Consider the following 14,987-nt stretch of genomic DNA (forward strand, 5'->3'; position numbering starts at 1 on the left):
TCACCCCAGTCAATCTTACTTCGTACGCCCTGCTATGATTTCATCCGCCACATTACGCGGTGCTTCCGCATAATGATGGAACTCCATCGTGTAGGTCGCGCGACCCTGCGACATCGAACGCAGCGTGGTGGCATAGCCAAACATCTCGGCGAGCGGCACGTCAGCTCGAATAATCTGGCTACCGTACTGTTCTTCCATGCCCTGCACCATACCGCGGCGGGAAGATAAATCCCCCATGATATTCCCGGCGTAGTCTTCCGGCGTTTCCACTTCGACGTGCATCACCGGCTCAAGAATAACCGGATCCGCTTTGCGCACTCCATCTTTAAAACCGAGGATTGCCGCCATACGGAATGCCATCTCCGAGGAATCGACATCGTGATACGAACCAAACGTCAGGGTCGCTTTCACATCCACCACCGGATAACCCGCCAGCACGCCGGTGTTCATGGCTTCGCGCAGCCCTTTTTCCACTGAAGGAATGTACTCGCGCGGCACCACGCCGCCTTTAGTGGCATCTTCAAATTTGAAACCACTTCCCGGCGCTAATGGTTCAAGGCTCAACACCACATGGCCGTACTGACCTTTACCACCAGACTGGCGCACAAACTTGCCTTCGATATCTTTCACCGCTTTGCGCAGGGTTTCGCGGTATGTTACCTGCGGCCGACCGATGTTCGCCTCTACGCCAAACTCACGCTTCATACGGTCGACGATAATTTCCAGATGCAACTCACCCATCCCGGAGATAATCGTCTGCCCGGACTCTTCGTCTGTGTGCAGACGGAACGACGGATCTTCCGCCGCCAGACGCTGCAACGCGATACCCATTTTTTCCTGGTCCGCTTTGGTTTTCGGCTCGATCGCAAGGGAGATCACCGGGTCCGGGAACTCCATACGTTCAAGCGTGATCACCGCATTCGGGTCAGTCAGCGTGTCGCCGGTCGTGACATCTTTCAGGCCGACACAGGCTGCGATGTCACCCGTTCGCAGTTCATCCACTTCGTGCCGGTCATTGGCGTGCATCAACACAATACGCCCGATGCGCTCTTTTTTGCCTTTCACCGGGTTGTAGACCGCATCGCCTTTCCTCAGCACGCCAGAGTAAACGCGGATAAAGGTCAACTGCCCGACATACGGGTCGCTCATCAGTTTGAACGCCAGCGCTGAGAACGGTTCTTCATCGCTTGGGTGGCGTTCTGCGTGTTGCCCTTTTTCATCCACCCCATCAATGGCCGGAACGTCCAGCGGCGACGGCATCAGCTCGACAATGGCATCAAGCATTCGCTGCACCCCTTTATTTTTAAAGGCGCTGCCACATAGCATCGGCTGGATCTCCCCTGAAATGGTGCGTTTGCGCAGGCCACGGATAATATCGGCCTCATCAAGCTCACCTGTTTCAAGGTATTTATCCATCAGCTCATCGCTGGCTTCCGCCGCCGCCGACACCATTTTTTCCCGCCATTCCTGTGCAGTACTCAGCAACTCTTCAGGCACTGGTGCATAGGTAAACACCATGCCCTGAGTGGCGTCGTCCCAGACGATAGTGCGCATCTTGATGAGATCGACCACTCCGCTGAAATGATCTTCTGCGCCAACCGGGATCACAATCGGCACCGGATTGGCTTTCAGGCGATCGTGCATCATCTGCACAACGCGGAAGAAATCAGCCCCCGGGCGGTCCATTTTGTTGACGAACGCCAGGCGCGGCACATGGTATTTATTCGCCTGGCGCCAGACAGTTTCCGACTGCGGCTGTACACCACCTACGGAGTCATACACCATCACCGCACCGTCGAGCACACGCATGGATCGTTCCACTTCAATGGTGAAATCCACGTGCCCGGGGGTGTCGATGATATTGATCCGGTGCGGCTCAAACCCTCTGTCCATACCCGGCCAGAAGCAGCTAACGGCCGCGGACGTAATGGTAATTCCGCGCTCTTGCTCCTGCGCCATCCAGTCAGTGGTTGCCGCGCCATCGTGTACTTCACCCAGTTTATGACTCATCCCGGTGTAAAACAGGATGCGTTCAGTGGTGGTCGTTTTACCGGCATCGATATGCGCGGAGATACCGATGTTGCGATAACGTTCGAGAGGGATGGGTCGGGGCATGATATTTCCTTAAGTCTCAAAGACTGTGTTGTGAAGGCCAGGATGGCCGCTTATTCATTCGTTTGCTATAATAGTCCTATTGTACGAGTATTATCGAACTATTTTTTCGTAATTGACCTATTGTTGATATAGCTCAATCTGATGACTGACGCAGGAAAACTATGATCCCAAACCACCCGGAACCTGAACAAATACTGCTGGAAAATGTGTTGTTTGCCCTCGGCAACCCGCTACGCTTATCGATAATCCGCCGTCTTGCCGATGGCGAAGAGCTGAGCTGTAATGCTCTGCGACCAGAAGACGTGGTGAAGTCCACCATGACCCATCACTGGCGCGTTTTACGCGACAGCGGCGTGATCTGGCAGCGCCCCCAGGGGCGAGAAAACATGATTTCACTGCGAAGAGACGATCTTGACGCCCGCTTTCCGGGGCTGATGGCAATACTGTTGCAGGTGAAGTGAACCACGTGTAGCCATTTGTCGATAAGGAGCCCAGTTTGCCCGTTGAAACGAAACGCCTGTACCTTCGCCCCGTTGTGGCATCCGATGCAGACGCCCTGTTCCGCATTTACGGCGATCCGGCCACCAACACCTTTAGCCCTTCCGGCCCCTATCCTGATCTTCATTATGCAGAAACGGTGCTGGAACGCTGGATACGCCACCGTGAACAGCACGGATTTGGCAACTGGGCCATTTCATTTCTCGATACCCCTGCAAGCATTATCGGCTTCGGTGGCCTGAGCATTCTTAGCTATGACGGCATCACGATTAATAATCTCGGATACCGTTTCGCCACCGAAGCATGGGGAAAAGGGCTGGCCACCGAATTTGCTGAAGGCGCGCTGAAATACGGATTTGACGTGCTCTATCGCGCATCACTCAGGATGCTTTTTCATTTACCGTCATGATGAATATCAATGGGTGCTCGCCCCGGTTCTCATAAAAATGAGGGACATCGGTCCTGGCGGTTGCCGAACAACCGGTATTCACCGTGTACAGATGATCCAGTACCCCAAGCGTAAGCACCCCGGTTTGCACGTAGAACAGTTCGAGGGTTCCTTCAGGGTGCCCGGGTGAGGCGAACTTTTCTCCCGGCTGCATTTCCCACATCCAGAGTTCCGTCATATCGGGGCCACCGGACCCCGCCAGAAGCCGCGCCCGTCCACCGTTATCACCTTTCCATAGCTCAGGGATTTCATCTTCCGCGATAAGATGCACCGTCGGTTTTGAACTGACATCAACAAAATCAACCACTGAAACACCCATCGCCGCAGCCAGGCGGCATAACAGCGCAATACTCGGGTTTGCCTTACACCCTTCGATCTCAACCAGTGCGCCTTTGCTGACCCCGGCCCTGCGGGAGAGCTCATCGAGTGACATTTTCTTTTGCTTGCGATACAGCTTGATCCGCTGAGATACGGCTTCATTCACAGAGCTGGCAATGGAATTCGCATCGGTCACTAAATTGACTTTTTTGGTCATAGGTCATTATCATGAAATAAATTGGTCATTACAGGATTATCCCGTGCTAACAGTATCTCCGTCAATTGCCCCTGAAATTTATCGTATTGCGCCTGGTTTTCGGGCACTGAGTATCCACGTAAAAGCCGCGCCGGTATTAAACCCTGGTGCTGGAGAACTAGCGCTACGAGAAGCCTGCGAGGCCGTTCTGGCAGGCGGGCCTGCGTGGGCAGAATCTCATCTGGCGGCATGGGCCGATGTTTTTCAGAAGTTTGGTGCCAAACCCAAGCGTACCCCGTGTTCCGCTGAGGCATTGCGCAAGCGCGTACTGCGTGATGGAATGATGCCGGCACTCGATCCTGTTGTTGATCTGTATAACGCCGTGAGCCTCCGGTACGCCATTCCCGTTGGCGGCGAGAATATTGCGGCTTACCAGGGTGCCCCGTGCCTGACGATTTCAGAAGGCACAGAACCTTTTGATACGGTGAAAGACGGCGAGACTGCAATTGAGTACCCTTCCCCCGGAGAAATTATCTGGCGGGACAACACTGGCGTGACCTGTCGCCGCTGGAACTGGAGACAGGGAATAAGAACGCGTCTGGATGTGCAAGCCCGGCAGATGTGGTTCATTCTGGAAAGCTTGCCACAAATGCCACTGGAACAACTTCATGAAGCCGGAAGAATGCTGACGGATGGCCTTGAAAATATGATGCCCGGCCTGTGGTTTGACGTGGCGCTTCTTACGGAATAACACCCGATATTTTACAGGAGAAACAACATGTTTACTGGTTTGTGCGCTTTCCCGTTAACCCCAGTCACCCGCAACGGTGTCGATGAAGCAAGCTTCATGAAGATCATGTCGCGTCTCACTGACGCGAGGGTCGATTCCCTGGGGATTTTGGGCTCGACAGGAAGTTATGCCTACCTGACACGGGAACAACGCAAACGCGTCGCTCTCCTTGCTCGCGAACTGGCCGGGGACATTCCGATGATGGTCTGTGTCGGCGCCGTCAGTACCGATGCCATTCTGCGTCTTACGGAAGATGCCCAGCAGGCAGGTGCTGATGCCTTACTCCTGCCCGCAGTCAGCTACCAGTCGCTCAGAAATGAGGAAGTGTTCAGCCTCTTTGAAACGGTGAACCGACATACGTCACTGCCGATATGCGTGTATGACAATCCTGGTACAACGCATTTTACGTTTTCTGATGAGCTGCACGGTCGTTTGTCATCGCTGGATGCCGTTGGTTCGGTCAAAATTCCAGGCGTACCTGATACGGCGCAAGCGGCCGCTGAACGCGTCAGGAACTTACGTAATCAACTCAAGCCTGGTGTGACCATAGGAATCAGTGGTGATGCTTTTGCTGGCCTGGGGCTTAATGCGGGGTGTGAGATTTGGTATTCCGTCTGCGGTGGACTATTCCCGGAAACCGCAAAACAAATAACCCAGGCGGCGGCGATGAAAGATCATGCCCGGGTTACCGCCCTGGTTGCGCGCCTGGAGCCCTTGTGGGCGCTTTATCGCAAACATGGCGGCAGTATCCGCGTGGTAGCCGCTGCGGCGGGTGTTCTGGGGCTGGCTGACATTGACTGCCTGCCTCACCCGCTTCAGCCATTATCCGCGGGCGATATTGCAGAGATTGCCAGCGTAATCACGTTGTTAGATCTGAAATAACCTTTTTGGGTCAGAGGCTAAATGTGCCTTCCATGGTAATAACGCTCTTGCCCCCCACGCTGACCAGCGGCTCACCGGACGTCGCATCGTAGTGGGTATATAGCGAGCTTGCGCGCCCCATATCCACGCCCTGACGGATGTGCAGAGCAAGCGTCGTTTTATCCCAAAGCGTTGCCAGCAGGGCCGTAACGGCGGCGGTTGCGCTGCCCGTTGCCGGGTCTTCGGTCATACGCGGCGTAAACATCCGCGCGTGAAGATCGCATGGCGCGTCGGGATCGGTTTCTGCGGCCCAGGCATAAACAGAGACCGCCCCATCAAGCGGCAGGAGATCCCGGAATCCCTGTAAATTTGGCACACACTTACGCAACGCATCGCGTGATGCCAGCTCCACCACCAGGAATGGCAGCCCCACCGAGGCGACAAGCGGCTTATGCGTTTTGGTGCTGATCTCCTCTACGCCCAGAGACAGGCAGGCGGCGACTTTTGCAGGACTCACCTCAGAGCGGCAGGATAATGCTTCGGGTACAAGCAGTTGGGCACCCGCAATCTTGCCGTCTTCTTTCAGGATCGTAATCGGGACCAGTCCGGCAATTTCTTCGAACCGCAGGGTTTCAGGCACCACGTCACCTCCCTGAGCGGCATACTGCGCCAGTACATAGGCAGTGCCTATATTGGGATGCCCGGCGAAAGGAATTTCACGCGAGGGGGTAAAAATCCTGACTCGCGCAGTGTTTACCTCCTTATCAGGAGGCAGAACGAACGTTGTTTCGCTGTAGCCGAACTCAACCGCAATCCGTTGCATCTGTTCGGTGCTCATACCTTCAGCATCTAAAACAACGGCAACGGGATTGCCGAGAAAAGGGGTATCGGTAAAAACATCAGCAATGGCATAACGTCTTTTCATTATTGGTCCTGAAGTCAATGAGGCAGCGCCACTTCATCATTACACAGTCAAACCCCAGAAAGGTATTTTTTACTCAAAGCAGGCAGTTACGGAATTCCGATATGTGGTGGATTTACGAATCATTAAAATCATTCTATTTTTTTGAACGATGTAAGCAAATTGTTTCGATTTTAATCACTTCATGTTCGTCCTATTATTTATCACATCAGGGCAATACAGCCCCATACAGAACAAAATAACTTAGGAATACGACCATGAAAACCATCAAAACTTTAGTTGTAGTTACCGCTCTTTCTCTGATGTCTTTCGGTGCTTTCGCGCAGAGCATCAGCGCCAATGCATCCACCCTGGATCGTGCAGAAGCCAAAATTGCCGCACAAGCAGCTGAACAGGGTGCGTCATACAAAATTACCAGCGCTCAGTTTAATAACCGCGTTCATATGACAGCTGAACTGACCAAATAAGAGGATCAGGGGTTGCCGAAATATCGCCCCTTTCATCTCTTTGTAGCAAAACCCTTTAGCCCCCTCGGGGGCTTTTTTGCGTTTATTATCAGGTTCTCTCCTGAGAATTAAACGGGTTTTTAAAGCAACGCGCGTCCGGCGAGATGCCCAACCCCCATCGACAAAACCATTGCCATAGTGCTCCAGAAAGTAATTCTGATGATCGCCCTGACAGGAGACGCTTTGCTGACAACCGAAGAGATATACCCCAGCGCAGCCAGCGAACAAAGGGTAGACAGGATAATAAACACAGAAACCCGCGTTGCGGGTGCTAGCCAGGCAACCAATAAAGGTAACACCGCACCGGCAGAAAAACTCAGTGCTGAAAAGAGGGCTGCCTGTAGCGGCCGCGCAGAATTCGTGCCTGTTAGCCCGAGCTCTTCCCGGGCATGAGCATCCAGTGCATCCTTCACCATTAATTGCTCTGCAACCTGGTGAGCGAGTGCCGGCTCTACCCCACGTTGTATATACAGTGTCGTAAGCTCCCGCACCTCGCCCTGATAATCTGTTTCCAGTTCCTTTTGTTCCTGCGCCAGAGCGGCGTTTTCTGTATCCGCCTGTGATGAAACAGAAACATACTCCCCTGTCGCCATCGACATCGCTCCCGCAACCAGGCCAGCAACCCCCGCCAGTAAAACGCCAGAGGGACCTGTATTTGCCGACGCGACGCCAAGGACAAGGCTTGCTGTCGACACAATACCGTCATTTGCCCCCAGCACGGCGGCCCTTAGCCATCCAACGCTTTCAATACTGTGTCGTTCAAGATGCATGTTTCTGTTTTCCTGTGAATTAGATAATGAATATCACTGGCATTGCGGATATATAAAAACTGCATTAACAGATATTGTATTTATTTGTTCTTTCCATTGCATTAATATTGAATAAGTTTAGCCCATAATTTGGCTTTTTGTTTATTTGGAATATTTTATGCGAAATGATAATAAATATCATGAACGTTCAGTTGCTGCGAAAAAAAGCACGTTAATTAGCGTCGTTGTAAATTTCTTCTTATCCTTTACACAGATCCTGACGGGTTTATTTTCAGGTTCACAAGGGTTAATTGCTGATGGGATTCATTCTCTTTCCGATTTAATAGCTGATTTTGTTGTATTGTTTGCCAATAAAAAAAGCCGTAAACCTTCAGACAATGATCACCATTATGGGCACTGGCGCTACGAAAACGGCGCGTCGATGATTCTGGGAATGCTGCTGGTGGCCGTGGGTGCCGGAATGTTGTGGTCTGCAATCGGGAAATTGATGCATCCTGAGCAGCTTTCTGAAGTTCATTCGGCCGCGCTCTGGGTGGCACTAACAGCGCTCATCGTAAAAGAATCGCTTTTCAGGTACATGCTCAGTGTTGCCAACCGTGTTCAGTCCTCACTCCTTGTGGCAAATGCATGGCATGCCCGTTCTGACGCAGCATCATCGGTCGTTGTAGCGATTGGCATTATCGGGACTCTGGCTGGATATCCCTGGTTTGATCCTGTTGCTGCGTTTGTGGTCGGAGTCCTGATATTACGTATGGGTTACTCATTTGCTTCTGATGCATTGCACGACCTGATGGACCGCTCTGCCGATCAGGAAAAAGAGCATGAAATAAAAGCTATTCTTCTCTCAACGCCTGGTGTTGCCGGGCTCCATGACCTTAAAACGCGTAAGGCGGGAGATCTGATCCTGGTCGACGTTCATCTGGAAGTTCCGGAAAACTTATCCGTCAGGGATGGACATGATATTGCGATTGCTGCACGGGAACGGGTGTTAAAAAATAACGATGTCCTGAATGTTATGGTGCATATCGATCCATTTTCCGTAAAAGAACCGGATTTTGGTATTTAGGATACTGGCCGTAGTTAATGGAGGGTTATTCTTCCCTCCGTTGGAACAACGCGGCCGATTGATACATTCTGGCACCCAATAATAACGCTGTAGAAGTCAGTTTAGCCCGCCACTACAGCGTACCTTTTCCATAATCATCTCAACCGCTTTACTCGGTAACGGGATTTTTCCTTTGGCTGCGGGCGGTGAGGAATATATGAAGCAAACCCATCGCCCCATGAGCCCAGAAATAAGTCTCAATAAATACCGTCAGAAACTTATGTAAATGCAGCACACTTTCTGCCAGCGCAGATGATGGCCCGTAAAGGGTATTTAGTGCGAACCACGCCCCACCGCACGCTGCAACGCCCAACAATGCCAGCACGCCAAGCCCCTGGATCAATGCCGCTATTCCACCAGCATGGGCTTCAGGTAGACGGAATGAAAATAGCATTTTAACGTCTTCAATCACCCCCCGAAAATCAAGGGTCAGCCAGGCAAAATAGTAACGAAATCCTCGTTGCTTCAGCATCCATCCAAGCATGACAAGACCAAGAACAATCAGTGCTAATCCGGAGATAACATGGAACCAGGTGACGAAACCGGTCAGTGATAAATCGCTAAGCGCCTCGCTTTCTGTAAGATTAGAATTGATGATCTGCAATAAAACCAGTACAGCTACGATAATATGCAGCACACGGAGAAAGGGAGTGTCTTTGTGAGGAAGTGCATTTCGTAATTGTTCGTTCATCATTTGACCATTCGGTTAGTGGATTTGACCTTATTAGTATCATGTCTATTAATTAACGAAACCTTAACGTCTCACAGAGATGTATTCTGCTTTAAACATTGGAACAATCGCCAACAGCGTCTCCCTGTCAGTTCCCTCTTTTGCCCTGACTCGCACTTTTCGGCTCATGGCATTTCACTTACTTTATCCCTGTGCTTTAATAAGCTAAACCGGTTTAATTTAGTTTAGCAATGAGAGGGGAAATACCAACATGAATGCAAAAATCTGGGTTCTGGGCGACGCGGTGGTAGACCTGTTGCCGGAAAGTGAGGGCCGCCTGCTACAGTGTCCCGGCGGTGCACCGGCTAACGTAGCGGTAGGCGTTGCTCGCCTTGGCGGTAACAGCGGGTTTATCGGACGCGTGGGCGACGATCCGTTTGGTCGTTTTATGCGCAACACCCTGCAACAGGAGCAGGTTGATGTCAGCCATATGCGCCTTGACGGTCAGCATCGCACCTCCACTGTGGTTGTCGACCTTGACGAACAGGGAGAACGAAATTTTACCTTTATGGTGCGTCCCAGCGCGGATCTGTTCCTGGCAGAAGAAGACCTGCCGGAGTTTAGCGCCAACCAGTGGCTGCACGTCTGCTCTATTGCCCTTAGCGCAGAACCCAGCCGCAGCACCACTTTTACCGCGATGGAAAAAATCAAACGTGCCGGTGGCCGGGTGAGTTTTGACCCTAATATCCGCCTGGATCTCTGGCAGGATCAGGACCTGCTGCACAGCTGTCTCGATCGCGCACTGCGTCTGGCAAACGTGGTGAAACTGTCTGAAGAAGAGCTGATATTCATCAGTGGCAGTGATGATATCGCACTGGGGATCGCCAGCATTACCGAGCGCTATCAGCCTGAATTACTGCTGGTGACCCAGGGCAAAGCGGGCGTCATCGCCGCATTCCAGCAACAGTTTACCCATCTCAGCGCTAAGCCGGTTGTCAGCGTGGATACCACCGGCGCGGGCGATGCTTTTGTAGCCGGCCTGCTCGCAAGCCTTGCTGCCAACGGAATGCCGACGAATATCAATGCGCTGGAACCAACACTTACTCTCGCGCAAACCTGCGGCGCCCTGGCAACAATGGCGAAAGGCGCGATGACTGCCCTGCCATACCAGCGCGATCTACATCGCTAGTTTTGATCCTAAAGGCCGCCACGCGCGGTCCACTTTGTTGCATCCATCACACTTATTAAACCGGTTTAGCAAAATCAATTTCAAAATGTTAAATGTCATGCTTAACATAGCAACTAAACCGGTTTAGCAAAAACACACAATTTTAAATTTTTCTTTTGGGATGCAATCTATATGTTCAGAAAAAGCACACTCGCGGTTCTCATCGCTTTGCTAACCGGCGCAGCCTCAGCCCATGCACAAACGGATCTCAGCAGTATCGAAGCCCGTTTAATTGCGCTGGAAAAACGCCTGCAGGATGCAGAAAACAGAGCGCAAACGGCAGAAACCCGCGCCGATTCTGCAGAGAAAAAAGTTCAGCAGCTCACCACTCAGCAGCAAAAAACCCAGGACAGTACTCAGGAAGTGGCTCAGCGTACTGCCAAACTGGAGAAAAAAGCCGATGAGAAAAGCGGGTTTGAGTTCCACGGCTACGCCCGCTCTGGCGTGATAATGAATGACTCCGGTGCCAGCACCAAATCCGGGGCCTACATGACGCCAGCAGGGGAAACCGGCGGGGCTATCGGTCGTCTGGGAAACCAGGCCGATACCTATGTCGAAATGAATCTTGAACATAAGCAGACCCTGGATAATGGGGCGACGACCCGCTTCAAAGTCATGGTCGCGGACGGTCAAACTACTTATAACGACTGGACGGCGAGCACCAGTGATTTGAACGTTCGTCAGGCCTTTGTCGAGCTGGGTAACTTACCGACCTTCGACGGGCCGTTTAAAGGCTCCACCCTGTGGGCCGGGAAACGCTTTGACCGCGACAACTTTGATATTCACTGGATCGACTCGGATGTCGTGTTCCTCGCCGGTACCGGCGGCGGTATTTACGATGTCAGGTGGAACGACAGCATTCGAAGCAACTTCTCTCTGTACGGACGTAACTTCGGTGATATTGCTGATTCGAGCAACAGTGTGCAGAACTACATCGTCAGCATGAACAATTTCATTGGTCCTGTGCAGGTGATGGTCAGCGGGATGCGGGCCAAAGACAACGACGAACGCCAGGATACCAACGGTAATCCGGTCAAAGGCGATGCGGCAAATACCGGGGTACATACGCTGCTCGGGTTGCACAACGACAGTTTTTACGGCCTGCGTGAAGGCGCCAGCAAAACCGCCCTGCTCTACGGTCACGGCCTGGGTGCAGAAGTTAAAGGTGTCGGCTCCGATGGTGCGTTACGCTCGGGGGCCAACACCTGGCGCTTCGCCAGCTACGGCACCACGCCAATTAGCAAGAACTGGTTTATCGCCCCGGCGATACTGGCACAAACCAGTAAAGATCGTTATGTCGATGGCGACAGCTACCAGTGGGCAACCCTCAACATGCGCCTGATCCAGGAGATCAATCAGAACTTCGCCCTCGCTTATGAAGGCAGCTACCAGTATATGGACCTCAAGCCTGAAGGTTATAACGATCGCCATGCGGTAAACGGTAGCTTCTACAAGCTCACCTTCGCCCCGACCTTTAAGGTTGGCGACATCGGTGATTTCTTCAGTCGTCCTGAAATCCGCCTTTACACCTCATGGATGGACTGGAGCAAAAAACTCAATAATTACGCCAGCGATGACGCACTGGGCAGCAGTGGTTTTAAATCGGGCGGCGAATGGTCGTTCGGGATGCAGATGGAAACCTGGTTTTAACGGTTAACACCTGATAACAGTAACCGCCGGGGCGACAAAGTATGTTTCGTCGCCCCGGACACAATAACAACGAAGAGAATGCGCCCCGGCTATCACGAGGCGACAACTCGAAAATCAATACGCATTCAGAGGGTACTATGGATTTTGAACAGATTTCCCACTCGCTGCTTCCGCTTCTGGGAGGCAAGGACAATATTGCCAGCGCCGCGCACTGCGCCACACGCCTGCGCCTGGTGCTGGCCGATGATTCACTGGCAGATCAGCAGGCCATTGGCAAAATTGATGGTGTTAAGGGCTGTTTCCGTAACGCCGGACAGATGCAGATTATCTTCGGCACCGGGGTGGTGAATAAAGTCTACGCCGCCTTTATCCAGGCGGCAGGGATTGGCGAGTCCAGCAAATCGGAAGCAGCTGACATTGCGGCGAAAAAACTGAATCCTTTCCAGCGCATCGCCCGCCTGCTGTCGAATATCTTTGTGCCGATCATCCCGGCTATCGTCGCCTCCGGTCTGTTGATGGGCCTTCTGGGGATGGTCAAAACTTACGGCTGGGTCGACCCGGGCAACGCCATCTACATCATGCTGGATATGTGCAGCTCGGCGGCGTTTATTATTCTGCCGATCCTGATTGGCTTCACCGCCGCCCGCGAATTCGGCGGTAACCCCTATCTTGGTGCGACGCTTGGCGGCATTCTGACTCACCCGGCGCTCACCAACGCCTGGGGTGTGGCCGCGGGTTTCCACACCATGAACTTCTTCGGCCTTGAGATTGCCATGATTGGCTATCAGGGAACGGTGTTCCCGGTGCTGCTGGCAGTGTGGTTTATGAGCATGGTTGAGAAACAGCTGCGTCGCGTTATCCCGGATGCACTGGATCTGATCCTGACGCCGTTCCTGACGGTGATCATTTCCGGTTTTATCGCTCTGCTGATTATTGGCCCGGCCGGTCGCGCGCTCGGCGACGGTATTTCGTTAGTCCTCAGCACCCTGATTATCCATGCAGGGTGGCTGGCCGGACTGCTGTTTGGCGGTCTCTATTCGGTTATTGTTATTACCGGTATTCACCACAGCTTCCATGCCATCGAAGCCGGGCTGCTGGGCAACCCGTCCATTGGCGTCAACTTCCTGCTGCCGATTTGGGCGATGGCCAACGTCGCTCAGGGCGGAGCTTGTCTGGCGGTATGGTTTAAAACTAAAGATGCAAAAATCAAAGCCATTACCCTGCCCTCGGCGTTTTCTGCCATGCTCGGCATCACCGAAGCGGCGATTTTTGGTATTAACTTACGCTTTGTAAAACCGTTTATCGCAGCCCTGATCGGCGGCGCGGTGGGCGGCGCGTGGGTGGTATCCATGCATGTTTACATGACCGCGGTAGGCCTGACGGCTATCCCTGGCATGGCTATCGTGCAGGCCAGCTCACTGCTGAACTACATTATCGGGATGGTTATCGCCTTTGGCGTCGCCTTTGTCGTCTCCCTGGTACTGAAATACAAAACGGACGCTGAATAATGTCACTTCCATCACGCCAGCCTGCGATTTTGCAGGCTGTTATGCAGGGCCAGCCGCGCGCGCTGGCCGACAGCCACTATCCCCGCTGGCACCATGCGCCGGTGACCGGGCTGATGAACGATCCCAACGGCTTTGTTGAATTTGCCGGACGTTATCACCTGTTCTATCAGTGGAACCCGCTCGCCTGCGATCATAAGTTCAAGTGCTGGGGGCACTGGAGCTCTGCCGATCTGCTGCACTGGCAACATGAGCCAATCGCACTAATGCCCGATGAAGAGTATGACCGTAACGGCTGCTACTCCGGCAGCGCAGTGGTAAACCTGGGTACCCTCACCCTGTGCTATACCGGCAACGTCAAATTTGACGACGGCAGCCGAACCGCGTGGCAGTGTCTGGCGACGGAAAATGCCAACGGCACGTTTACTAAGCTCGGCCCGGCATTACCGCTACCGGAGGGCTATACCGGCCATGTGCGCGACCCAAAAGTCTGGCAGCATGAAGGTCGCTGGTACATGGTGCTGGGCGCACAGGATCTGCAAAAGCGCGGCAAGGTGCTGTTGTTCAGCTCCGCGAACCTGCATCAGTGGAATAATGAAGGCGAAATCGCCGGTTACGCTATCAATGGCCTGGACGACGCAGGCTATATGTGGGAGTGCCCGGACCTGTTTGCGCTTGGCGACCAGCATGTCCTGATTTGCTGCCCGCAAGGGATTACCCGCGAGAAAGAGCGCTATCTCAACACCTACCCGGCAGTGTGGATGAGCGGCGATTTCGACTACGACCGCGCTGCTTTCAAACACGGCGAACTGCACGAGCTGGACGCCGGGTTCGAGTTCTACGCCCCACAAACCATGCAGGCCAGCGATGGCCGCCGTCTGTTAGTCGGCTGGATGGGTGTCCCCGACGGCGAAGAAATGCTTCAGCCGACGCTGGCTAACGGTTGGATCCATCAGATGACCTGCCTGCGCGAGCTGGAGTTTATCGACGGTCAGCTCTGTCAGCGCCCGCTGCGCGAACTCACTGCCCTGCGTGGCGAAGCACGCGGCTGGCAGGACAGCGCCCTGCCGCTGGAGCCGATGGAAATATCCCTGGAAACCGCCCGTGACGATGCGTTACACATCGATTTTGGTGGTGCGTTAACCCTCGAGCGCGATGCCAGCGGTATCCGTCTGGCGCGACGCAGCCTCGCCAGTGATGAAACCCACTATCGCTACTGGCGCGGTGAAGTTCGCTCGCTGCGGATTTTTATCGACCAGTCGAGCGTAGAAATCTTCATCAACGACGGTGAAGGCGTCATGAGCAGCCGGTATTTCCCGGACTATCCGGCGCAGCTAATGTTCTCCGGCATCACACCTGAAGCATTCTGCTACTGGCCGCTGCGACGATGCATGGTAGAATAAGC

Annotated in this window: 14 protein-coding genes and 1 pseudogene; 10 read left to right on the forward strand and 5 right to left on the reverse strand. The window is 53.2% G+C overall.

The window, feature by feature from the left end; all coding sequences use genetic code 11:
- Nucleotides 1–15: 15 nt before the first annotated feature.
- Nucleotides 16–2,115 (reverse strand): elongation factor G, encoded by a 2,100-nt coding sequence (gene fusA, locus ACS603_RS11880; protein WP_182061211.1) that lies wholly within the window; start codon nt 2,113–2,115, stop codon nt 16–18.
- Between the two features lie 161 nt (nt 2,116–2,276).
- On the opposite strand from fusA, the gene ACS603_RS11885 reads away from it, so the two are divergent.
- Both ACS603_RS11885 and ACS603_RS11890 read left to right on the forward strand, forming a co-directional pair.
- The gene (locus ACS603_RS11885; protein WP_014070388.1) at nt 2,277–2,576 is read left to right on the forward strand and encodes an ArsR/SmtB family transcription factor; all 300 of its coding nucleotides are present in this window, start codon (nt 2,277–2,279) and stop codon (nt 2,574–2,576) included.
- Nucleotides 2,577–2,611: 35 nt separating this feature from the next.
- Nucleotides 2,612–2,980 (forward strand): annotated as a pseudogene (locus tag ACS603_RS11890) (GNAT family N-acetyltransferase); the annotation flags it as partial.
- A gap of 13 nt (nt 2,981–2,993) precedes the next feature.
- On the opposite strand, the gene ACS603_RS11895 reads toward ACS603_RS11890, so the two are convergent.
- Nucleotides 2,994–3,596, reverse strand: coding sequence for a helix-turn-helix domain-containing protein (locus tag ACS603_RS11895; RefSeq protein ID WP_474944333.1), 603 nt, complete (start codon nt 3,594–3,596; stop codon nt 2,994–2,996).
- Between the two features lie 43 nt (nt 3,597–3,639).
- Here ACS603_RS11895 and ACS603_RS11900 point away from each other — a divergent pair, with 43 nt between their 5' ends.
- Both ACS603_RS11900 and ACS603_RS11905 read left to right on the forward strand, forming a co-directional pair.
- Nucleotides 3,640–4,326, forward strand: coding sequence for a B3/B4 domain-containing protein (locus tag ACS603_RS11900; RefSeq protein ID WP_182061213.1), 687 nt, complete (start codon nt 3,640–3,642; stop codon nt 4,324–4,326).
- A 27-nt stretch (nt 4,327–4,353) separates the two neighbouring features.
- Nucleotides 4,354–5,247 carry a dihydrodipicolinate synthase family protein gene (locus tag ACS603_RS11905; RefSeq protein ID WP_474944334.1) on the forward strand — a complete coding sequence of 298 codons (894 nt, stop codon included), beginning with the start codon at nt 4,354–4,356 and terminating at the stop codon, nt 5,245–5,247.
- A 10-nt stretch (nt 5,248–5,257) separates the two neighbouring features.
- On the opposite strand, the gene ACS603_RS11910 is transcribed toward ACS603_RS11905, so the two are convergent.
- Nucleotides 5,258–6,151 carry a PhzF family phenazine biosynthesis protein gene (locus tag ACS603_RS11910; protein WP_474944335.1) on the reverse strand — a complete coding sequence of 298 codons (894 nt, stop codon included), beginning with the start codon at nt 6,149–6,151 and terminating at the stop codon, nt 5,258–5,260.
- A gap of 254 nt (nt 6,152–6,405) precedes the next feature.
- On the opposite strand from ACS603_RS11910, the gene ACS603_RS11915 reads away from it, so the two are divergent.
- On the forward strand, nt 6,406–6,615 hold the full coding sequence (locus ACS603_RS11915) for a YdgH/BhsA/McbA-like domain containing protein (protein ID WP_315685867.1): 210 nt from the start codon (nt 6,406–6,408) through the stop codon (nt 6,613–6,615).
- A gap of 119 nt (nt 6,616–6,734) precedes the next feature.
- Here the strand turns inward: ACS603_RS11915 and ACS603_RS11920 are convergent, their stop codons facing one another.
- Nucleotides 6,735–7,424 (reverse strand): VIT1/CCC1 transporter family protein, encoded by a 690-nt coding sequence (locus tag ACS603_RS11920; RefSeq protein WP_182061217.1) that lies wholly within the window; start codon nt 7,422–7,424, stop codon nt 6,735–6,737.
- A 157-nt stretch (nt 7,425–7,581) separates the two neighbouring features.
- Between ACS603_RS11920 and ACS603_RS11925 the strand changes: the two genes are divergently transcribed.
- Nucleotides 7,582–8,490 (forward strand): cation diffusion facilitator family transporter, encoded by a 909-nt coding sequence (locus ACS603_RS11925; protein WP_315685869.1) that lies wholly within the window; start codon nt 7,582–7,584, stop codon nt 8,488–8,490.
- A gap of 148 nt (nt 8,491–8,638) precedes the next feature.
- On the opposite strand, the gene ACS603_RS11930 is transcribed toward ACS603_RS11925, so the two are convergent.
- The gene (locus tag ACS603_RS11930) at nt 8,639–9,220 is read right to left on the reverse strand and encodes a cytochrome b/b6 domain-containing protein (protein ID WP_182063583.1); all 582 of its coding nucleotides are present in this window, start codon (nt 9,218–9,220) and stop codon (nt 8,639–8,641) included.
- A gap of 250 nt (nt 9,221–9,470) precedes the next feature.
- Between ACS603_RS11930 and ACS603_RS11935 the strand changes: the two genes are divergently transcribed.
- The 4 genes from ACS603_RS11935 (at nt 9,471) to ACS603_RS11950 (ending at nt 14,985) form a co-directional block, all read left to right on the forward strand.
- Entirely contained in the window at nt 9,471–10,388 is a 918-nt protein-coding gene (locus ACS603_RS11935) for an aminoimidazole riboside kinase (RefSeq protein ID WP_315685870.1), read from the forward strand.
- 171 nt (nt 10,389–10,559) lie between these two features.
- Complete coding sequence (locus ACS603_RS11940) at nt 10,560–12,077, forward strand: carbohydrate porin (RefSeq protein WP_474944336.1); 1,518 nt, start codon at nt 10,560–10,562, stop codon at nt 12,075–12,077.
- 137 nt (nt 12,078–12,214) lie between these two features.
- Nucleotides 12,215–13,585 (forward strand): sucrose-specific PTS transporter subunit IIBC, encoded by a 1,371-nt coding sequence (locus tag ACS603_RS11945; protein WP_474944337.1) that lies wholly within the window; start codon nt 12,215–12,217, stop codon nt 13,583–13,585.
- Nucleotides 13,585–14,985 carry a sucrose-6-phosphate hydrolase gene (locus ACS603_RS11950; protein WP_182061222.1) on the forward strand — a complete coding sequence of 467 codons (1,401 nt, stop codon included), beginning with the start codon at nt 13,585–13,587 and terminating at the stop codon, nt 14,983–14,985. Before ACS603_RS11945 ends, ACS603_RS11950 begins: the two co-directional genes overlap by 1 nt.
- The last annotated feature ends 2 nt before the right edge of the window (nt 14,986–14,987 follow it).

This window comes from Enterobacter sp. Li2LvB3, assembly GCF_056156645.1.

Coding starts and splice junctions, on each gene's coding strand:
- fusA (WP_182061211.1), bottom strand. CDS start 2,115: ATGCCCCGACCCATCCCTCTCGAACGTTATCGCAACATCGGTATCTCC.
- ACS603_RS11885 (WP_014070388.1), top strand. CDS start 2,277: ATGATCCCAAACCACCCGGAACCTGAACAAATACTGCTGGAAAATGTG.
- ACS603_RS11895 (WP_474944333.1), bottom strand. CDS start 3,596: ATGACCAAAAAAGTCAATTTAGTGACCGATGCGAATTCCATTGCCAGC.
- ACS603_RS11905 (WP_474944334.1), top strand. CDS start 4,354: ATGTTTACTGGTTTGTGCGCTTTCCCGTTAACCCCAGTCACCCGCAAC.
- ACS603_RS11910 (WP_474944335.1), bottom strand. CDS start 6,151: ATGAAAAGACGTTATGCCATTGCTGATGTTTTTACCGATACCCCTTTT.
- ACS603_RS11915 (WP_315685867.1), top strand. CDS start 6,406: ATGAAAACCATCAAAACTTTAGTTGTAGTTACCGCTCTTTCTCTGATG.
- ACS603_RS11920 (WP_182061217.1), bottom strand. CDS start 7,424: ATGCATCTTGAACGACACAGTATTGAAAGCGTTGGATGGCTAAGGGCC.
- ACS603_RS11925 (WP_315685869.1), top strand. CDS start 7,582: ATGCGAAATGATAATAAATATCATGAACGTTCAGTTGCTGCGAAAAAA.
- ACS603_RS11930 (WP_182063583.1), bottom strand. CDS start 9,220: ATGAACGAACAATTACGAAATGCACTTCCTCACAAAGACACTCCCTTT.
- ACS603_RS11935 (WP_315685870.1), top strand. CDS start 9,471: ATGAATGCAAAAATCTGGGTTCTGGGCGACGCGGTGGTAGACCTGTTG.
- ACS603_RS11940 (WP_474944336.1), top strand. CDS start 10,560: ATGTTCAGAAAAAGCACACTCGCGGTTCTCATCGCTTTGCTAACCGGC.
- ACS603_RS11945 (WP_474944337.1), top strand. CDS start 12,215: ATGGATTTTGAACAGATTTCCCACTCGCTGCTTCCGCTTCTGGGAGGC.
- ACS603_RS11950 (WP_182061222.1), top strand. CDS start 13,585: ATGTCACTTCCATCACGCCAGCCTGCGATTTTGCAGGCTGTTATGCAG.